Origin of the sequence: Mesorhizobium sp. M0761 (assembly GCF_040320205.1) — a bacterium.
GTDB lineage: Bacteria > Pseudomonadota > Alphaproteobacteria > Rhizobiales > Rhizobiaceae > Mesorhizobium.
On record NZ_JAMYPF010000041.1, the window covers coordinates 1 to 7,042 of the forward strand.

The following is a 7,042-nucleotide window of genomic DNA, read 5'->3' on the forward strand; positions in this document are numbered from 1 at the left end:
CGCGGGAATCAGGTGACGTGAACAATCACCAGCCTGCCATGACCGCCCCCTCTCAGCGAATTTGCAGAACTCTCAGCACACTACCGCAGCGCAGTCCATGCGGCCCACCTGGCTTTATGGCACGGTCGGCGGTGGTGCCACACGCCCTGTAAGCTTCTGCCAAGGCTTGTTGTCGATGAGTGTCGACCGATAAATCCGCAATCCGCTGCATCCCGAAATTGACTTCAATGTCTTTTTGACCGGTTCGGCCAATGCCGGCGCCAGCCAAGGGCTGAGGTTGATGCGTTTTATCGCCGAGAGTGCGATTGGGACGGGAAATGCCGGCATTTCCACGTCGGCGTCTACATATACCGCCCGGTACTCCTTCTCATCGCCATAGGGCCATCGCTTGGTGAACGGCAGGATTTCTAGATCAACCTCTTGCATCGAGTTGGCGTTCGCCACCAGCTCGTAGTTCACGTACCTATGAGTGACACCTCCGGCATTATCGAACGCTGCCAGGAGCTCATCGCGGTCGAACTCGATACAGACTCCATCCGCCCCGCGGGAGAAGACCTGCCAGTGGTGGTAGGTCTCCTCTCTGTCCGCAATGCAGATCGCGAGTACCGTTTTGACGTCCTTGATACGCTTGTACTCGGACATGAAGTAAGAGTCGTTTCGATCATCCCAGGTGTCAGGGCTGAGGAGAGTCAGACAGCGGTTGTGGAGGATGTGAAGGGCCGACGCCAGGTTCGTATAACGTCTCAAATTGCGTTCGGTCATCAGGACATCCCCCTATTTTCGTTCCAAATTTTGGCGCGCGGATTTCAGATGACCTAAACAACCGGTTTGCAGCGGAGCTGCTCGGAACAACTTTGCCATATAACATCACTTGAGATCGTGCGGCGTCTTCCGGAGCGCTTGAACTCGGGCGACGACGATCAGGTACTCGGTACTAGATCCAGCGGGCGTTTTTCGCTCCACGGTTATTCGCTCTGAAATATGCTGCTGGTGCCCTTTCCTGTCCGTGAGATCGAGGACCAGAAGAAATCCAAAGCGGACACCGGTCGTGAGATAGCCAGTCGCCTGTCCGGCGTAACGCTTGGACAAGGCTGCGTTGTCTGAAACGTTGTCGTCCTTCTTGACCTCGACAATCGTCTTCACGCCCCGGAATTGAACGTCGATGTCCGCGCGACCACCGCCGCGGTCACGTGCCTCGGCCTGAAAGGTAGGCGCTCCCCCGGTCTGCAGGAATTTCAGAAAATCCAGCTGAAGGTCATGCTCCACCGGGAGCTTGCCGCTTCTCACGAATAAATAGGAGGCAGCAGGGTCGGTGCTGACACCGATGTTCGACCGGGCATCCACAAATTTCAGCAATAGGCCGACCAGCGATTCCACGAGCATCCGTGCGTCGAGGAAGTTCGAATAGTCCGGTTGTGCTGAAAACTGATTGACTACCTGTTGCCAAAGGTCGGCGACCAGAACGTTGGCGTCCGCATGCATGCGCAGTTCCGAAACACCCATCTGGGCCACGGCTTCGCTGAAGCCGGCATCTTCTAGTACCTCGACCAGCCGGCTAGTGGTCGTGGCGTCGAAAGGGCGGCGATAAAGCGTGCCCTCCATCGTCCCCTTGAGGGTCTCTCGCAACTCCGAGACAGCCCCGGCTTTCCCGTGGTCGGTGTTAACCTGCAACCACTCGTCCAGCGCCTGTAGGTAGTACCTGCGTTCGCGCAGCCCGCGAATGGTAGCGTCTTGCATTGACGCATCAAGGCCGGGTGTGGAGGGCAGACCAAAAACCTCGCTACCAGGATAGAAAATCGACAGCAGCTCGTCCTCGATCACGAGTGCAACGTCTAACCAGACCTCTTTGGTCAAGGAGTTAGCCAAAGCCGCCAATTTCGTCGCCATGGACAGCCAATGAAACCGTTCCTTCGAGGACACTGCCAGCCAGGAATGGGACGCGTGGCGCGCCTGTGCGAACGCCGTATACTCGATGGCCGCAGTTTCCAGGTTGGGCAGACGCTCCTTCATTTCGGCCCGGAGCCCGTCATCCTGCACTGTTAGTAGGAAGGTCGTGCAAAGCTTGTAGAGCTTTGCATCCGGACGGTGCTCGCTATTGTCGAGGGATCTTTCGAACCAGCTTCGGGCAGACTCAAGGGCCGACCAGAGTGCGTCCCCGGTGGGCGCGGCCAGCCCTTCGCGCAGCTCAGCCAACCCGATTTCAATCGACGCCTCGTCCGCGGCCGCATCCAGCGTCGCCAATTGCTCGAGAAGCGACCTGAAATCCGCATCATGATAACGACGTAGAATTGCGCCAGCCACCTTGGCGACGTGACGTAGGAATTGCGGATCGTCGTCCATAGACACGTCGAGGATGCTGGCCTGTAGCCTGCGCACAAGCACCGCGTTCTCCTGCGCGAGCAGCATCGCCCCCCTCAGAGCGTGGGAACGCCCCCATGGATGTTTGCTACGATCCTCGTAGTGGGAACGGAGACCGTCCCAAGCCCGCCTGGCGAACCCGACCGGGATCTCGATCACTTCCAGACAATCGACCATCTCGGCCAATGCAGGCGCATCGTCCGTCCACGCCAGCATCTCTACAAGTACGGACTGGACGGAGGTTTCGGATATCCATCGGCACAACCAGCAGAAGCCATCGGCCCGGTCGACACCGGGCGCCAACTCCCGGACCGCAGTGAGCAGTCGGTCCGCCGACATGGAGACCGGATCACTGGATCCGCCAGCATCCGCCTGCAACAACTCGATAAGACGTTCCATGCACCACCGGCTAGAAAACGTAGTCGTCGCCCTTAGCGTGTAGTCTATGCTCGATCGGCACAACAGCTTCCACGGAAGGACGCGCTGTCGTGCCGATGATTATCTGCACATCGCCCATCTCCGAGGCCGCCGTTGACACGCTATCGAGCATCTCCTCGAAGTCCTTGTCCACGACCTCCTCTGACGCGGGCGAGTCAATCACCATCAAACCGGGATGGCGGCCATGGCCCCGTTCCCTTGCAACCTGGACCGCCGCGAGCGCCATGGCGATCTTGATGCGCAGCCGCTCACCCATGGTCAGGTTACTGAACCATTCGGTAGCTCCACCCTGCCTGACCTTGAGGCGACCTCCGTTGTCCAACTGCATCTCAGTTACGTTGGGCATGCCGAACTTCTGGGCCAAGACCATCACCGATTGCGAGATCTGCTTTAGGACTTCAGACTGCTTATCAGTCATCAGTTCCTTGGTGACCTCCGTGGCGGCACGAAGAATTTTGACCGTATCGTCGGTATTGCCGTCCGTGCTTGCAGCCTCGATTCCATTCACCATGAGGTCGCGAAGTTGAGCTGCCTGCGCTTCGAGTTGGACGATCTCCAGCTCCGAATCAGGGACCTTGACGGCAACGTCCAGCTGCAGCGCGGAAAACCGTTCCTTCGCCTTCCGCAGCTCAACTACGGCGTCTTTGGCGGATTTCTCTGCCGCCTTTTGTTTGGCCCTAGCCACTTTCAGTGACGTGTCGAGGGCGTCAACCTCGTCTTTCACCAGCTGGATGCGATCGTCCTCGAAATCGTCCGTGTCCTGAGGGATATCGTTCTTGCAAAGCAGACAAGTGCTGCCGTCCCCGCCTGGCTCAACGCCGGCCACGACGTCCTTGTACGACGCCTCGCAGGCCGGGCAGCACGACGGGCTGAGCTTGCGGAACGAATAGCCGGCTGACTGCTCGTCCTCTAATTGCTTCACCCTCCGCCGGGCATCATCGAAGCTGTCCGAAACCTTCTTCATCGACAGGTCGGCTGCTTCGAAAGCCAGGCGTGCGGATTCCGCCACCTCACGCAGCGTGACCACCCGGTCATCCAATTCGTCAAGTTCGACCCGCTTCCGAGCGCGATCGTCTACCTTCGTCGCGCTAGCCTTCGCGGTTTCGAGCTTGCCTCCGACCACCTCCAACCTCTTCGCAAGCTCCTTGTCCAAGGTAGACCTGTCCGGACGAGCTGAACGGGATTCCTCGACCTCCTTCTGCGCTGTGAGCGCCGCGCTATAGGTCGAGACCCATGGCAACCCGATGAACAATTGCAGTAGGCGCAGCGGGATGCCGTCTATCATGACGTCACCAAAAAGCGCCTTGGCGTTGGTGGAACTCGACAGAAACAATGCGGACGAGATCAGCGGCCAGCCATGGGCATGACCACCCGTGTTGGAATTGTGTGCATAGATTGGCGGGAAGGTTAGTTCAGACATCATCAGTTGCTCGGTTTGGGACTTCAGCCCCTCGCCGCCGTCACCGTCGTAGAGCGCCACCCAGTTCCCGTCGCCGCCCGAACGGCTGAGGCGGGCAGTCGCTTTTACCGGGTCCTCCTCTCCTACATCCTTCCGCAATTCTGTACGGTGAAGAACGTTGTCGATCTCATATGTAACGTCGATGATTTCCAGCCATTTCCACACGTCTGCTTTGACCCTTCCCCGGAAGTCCCCCCTGATGGCGGCGTAGAGCAGGTTCAAGATCGAGGACTTGCCACGGAGATTTCGGTCGGACATCACCGCGAACAAGCCGGTGCCGAGATTATCCCAAGTCTCGTCAAACTGCCCGTCACGGTCGGATTCGGCACGCGTACCTGCCACACGGATGCTTTTGAACCGCAATGACTTGGCTCGGGGCGGCGTAGCCTGGGGCTGGATGTTGTATTTTTGGAGGACGGACTTGGCGACGCTTTCCTCGACGGCGGAACGTTCCGCGATGGCGCGGAGCCAGCTACTCTCGGTGGATTGGATGGGAGCGGACTTGCTCATTTCAGCTTCTCCGAAATCTCACGCAAGCGGTTCTCGACTTCCCCACGAATGCTCGGGATGAGATCGCCGTAAAGTGTTTGGCCGTAGGTGGGATGCTCATATTGCCAGTCCTTGAGCTCCGAACCGCTCTTGCCGGATGCCACTCGCATCACCAACGCCATCCGGTCCCGGTACCACGCCAAGGTCGGATGGTCGGTCACACAATTGTCTAGGAACGAGACGGCCTTCGACGAGATCAGGTATTCATAGCGACGTACCTTGCCGTCCTCGCCTTTGAGCTGCATCGCCTGGACGAGTCCGTAATAGCTCAGCAGGGAAAGGGCATCCTCGATGTTCTCGTAGGCACCCCGTTTCCACCGGACCATGCGTACGAGCCTGACGGACGGTTCATCAGCTTCGAAAATGCCTTCGACCTTATCAAGAAGGTCCACATCCGCCTTGGCTTCGACCATGTCCAGCAACGCGTCAGCCAGATAGTCCGGATAGCGTACAAGGAAATCCATTGCCATTAGCCGCTTTTCGGCTCTGAAGACTTTCACGGTTTCTCCTGTAGGCTCGTCGGCATCGTCCGCGCCAGCCACCAGTATGAAGAGCAGCCGCAGGGCGTCACGGTATCTGGCACCGGCGGAAGTAGCTGCGGCGGTGGTATTCACCGACCCCGCGTGGCCTGCACTATCTTCAAGCAAGTCAATGTCCGTCAACTACGCCCCCACATAGACCGAGTGTATGTTAGTCTGGATAAATTCGCGAATATTCGCTGAGAGAACAACACTTATGGTCTTGTCACAACCACTCGCAACCGGGGTGGCCGGTTCCAGACCGTCGGCTTCTCGGCGTTGACCGTGAATAGCTGCCTACGCGGAACAACCCCAATTGGAAACAGAGTTCGTGATCTTGGCCGTTTCGGCGCTATCATGCGCGCGCCAATTATTCAGTGGTGCGATTTCTTGGCCGCGTTTCGGTCATGGTCGCGCCGAGCAACGGAAGGGGCACGGCATGGGGCGCGTCAACTGGGCAAAGATCATTCCGACCTGCGTGTTCTTCTTCGTACTGTGGCTGCTTCAGGGGCAGCTCTCCACGCTCTACGAGACCGTCGAAGCGACCTGCGGAGACTCCGGATGCGGTGAGAAGATCGCCGTCGCCTACCAGCTGCTATCGCTGTCTACCCTGGTGTCGGCGGGAGGCATCGCCTGGGCGTCGTGGCGGTTCAACACGGCCTTCCACAAGGACGGCAAGGCGTAATGAAGTTTCTACTCGAACACACGCTTCGCGACTATGTCGCGCTTGGCAACGATACCACGCGCAAGCTGCTGGGGGCGGAGACGCCGCTCGTCGCTGCCATAGAGGAGTACTACCGCTTTTTTCAGAGTGAACTCTGGACGGCGGACGACATGAAGATGTCACCCCACCAGGCCTTCCTATCGATGCATTCATTCATGACTTGGACTGCGGCCGTGAGGATCGCGCTGTCGGGCCATGCGGCAGCCACGTTTCCCTTGTTCCGAACGGCGTTGGAGGCAGCGTGCTACGCATACCTGATGAAAGATAACGATGACTTGGAGAAGACTTGGTCAGATCGCCATGCCAGCGCGGAAGCGCTGAAGAAAAGTCGCAGGGCCTTCACGTCTGCTGTAAAGGAAGCTGCCGTCCGGATCGATGCCGGGGCCCCCTCGCCTAGATACGAGAAGTGGATCATGGACGCTTACGATGGGGCCATCGACCATGGCGCCCACCCTAACCCGAAATCGATCTACCGTCATATCAACCCACCGAAGGACGCGGGTGACCGCGTGATTGTCCACCTGACGGGTATCTACGATGCCGAGGAGACCGAGACGCTGCGGACGCTGGTCGCTTGTCTCGACTTCGGACTTGTGATCGCGTGCGTGCTCGCGCACGGCCTAAAGGAGGTGCCCGATGACCTCAACGCAAACCTGGAAAGACTGAACCAGCTGAAGGAGAAGCTCTCCGGCGAGTTGCTTCAAATACCCCCGCCAGAAGACTAGGGCGGCTCACTATCGAAACGGTGACGAAACACGATTAGACCTTAACACACCGGTTTGCGCATTCGTGTCAGAATGGAAGGGCTCAATGTCGGCCGATAGCAACTGCAGCTGGGCGGTACTCAGCGCCCGCATCTCGAACAGGATTCCGCGGCTCCTGTCACGGCCGGGGCGCTTCCATTGAGGCCGTGAAGCCTATGCATCCGCGGTGCGCTGAGAGTGCCGGCCGACAAGCCAGCCTCGGCCGCCATCTTACTGCCGAGGCTGGCTTGTC

At 58.6% G+C, this 7,042-nt stretch carries 6 protein-coding genes; 2 read left to right on the forward strand and 4 right to left on the reverse strand.

Going from position 1 to position 7,042, the window contains the following annotated elements; genetic code table 11:
- Window positions 1–114: 114 nt before the first annotated feature.
- From NKI32_RS31325 to NKI32_RS31340, 4 genes are all read right to left on the reverse strand, one after another.
- Entirely contained in the window at window positions 115–762 is a 648-nt protein-coding gene (locus NKI32_RS31325) for a DUF2971 domain-containing protein (RefSeq protein ID WP_352806042.1), read from the reverse strand.
- Window positions 763–867: 105 nt separating this feature from the next.
- A complete protein-coding gene (locus NKI32_RS31330) occupies window positions 868–2,757 on the reverse strand; it encodes a hypothetical protein (protein WP_352798151.1) in 1,890 nt (629 codons plus the stop codon).
- Between the two features lie 10 nt (window positions 2,758–2,767).
- The gene (locus tag NKI32_RS31335; RefSeq protein WP_353005203.1) at window positions 2,768–4,765 is read right to left on the reverse strand and encodes an ATP-binding protein; all 1,998 of its coding nucleotides are present in this window, start codon (window positions 4,763–4,765) and stop codon (window positions 2,768–2,770) included.
- Window positions 4,762–5,466 (reverse strand): hypothetical protein, encoded by a 705-nt coding sequence (locus NKI32_RS31340; protein ID WP_352798146.1) that lies wholly within the window; start codon window positions 5,464–5,466, stop codon window positions 4,762–4,764. The genes NKI32_RS31335 and NKI32_RS31340 overlap by 4 nt, the downstream gene beginning before the upstream one ends.
- A gap of 172 nt (window positions 5,467–5,638) precedes the next feature.
- On the opposite strand from NKI32_RS31340, the gene NKI32_RS31345 reads away from it, so the two are divergent.
- Both NKI32_RS31345 and NKI32_RS31350 read left to right on the forward strand, forming a co-directional pair.
- A complete protein-coding gene (locus NKI32_RS31345) occupies window positions 5,639–6,007 on the forward strand; it encodes a hypothetical protein (RefSeq protein WP_352798144.1) in 369 nt (122 codons plus the stop codon).
- Window positions 6,007–6,771, forward strand: a complete 765-nt coding sequence (locus NKI32_RS31350) for a hypothetical protein (protein WP_353005206.1) — start codon at window positions 6,007–6,009, stop codon at window positions 6,769–6,771. The genes NKI32_RS31345 and NKI32_RS31350 overlap by 1 nt, the downstream gene beginning before the upstream one ends.
- Window positions 6,772–7,042: the final 271 nt, after the last annotated feature.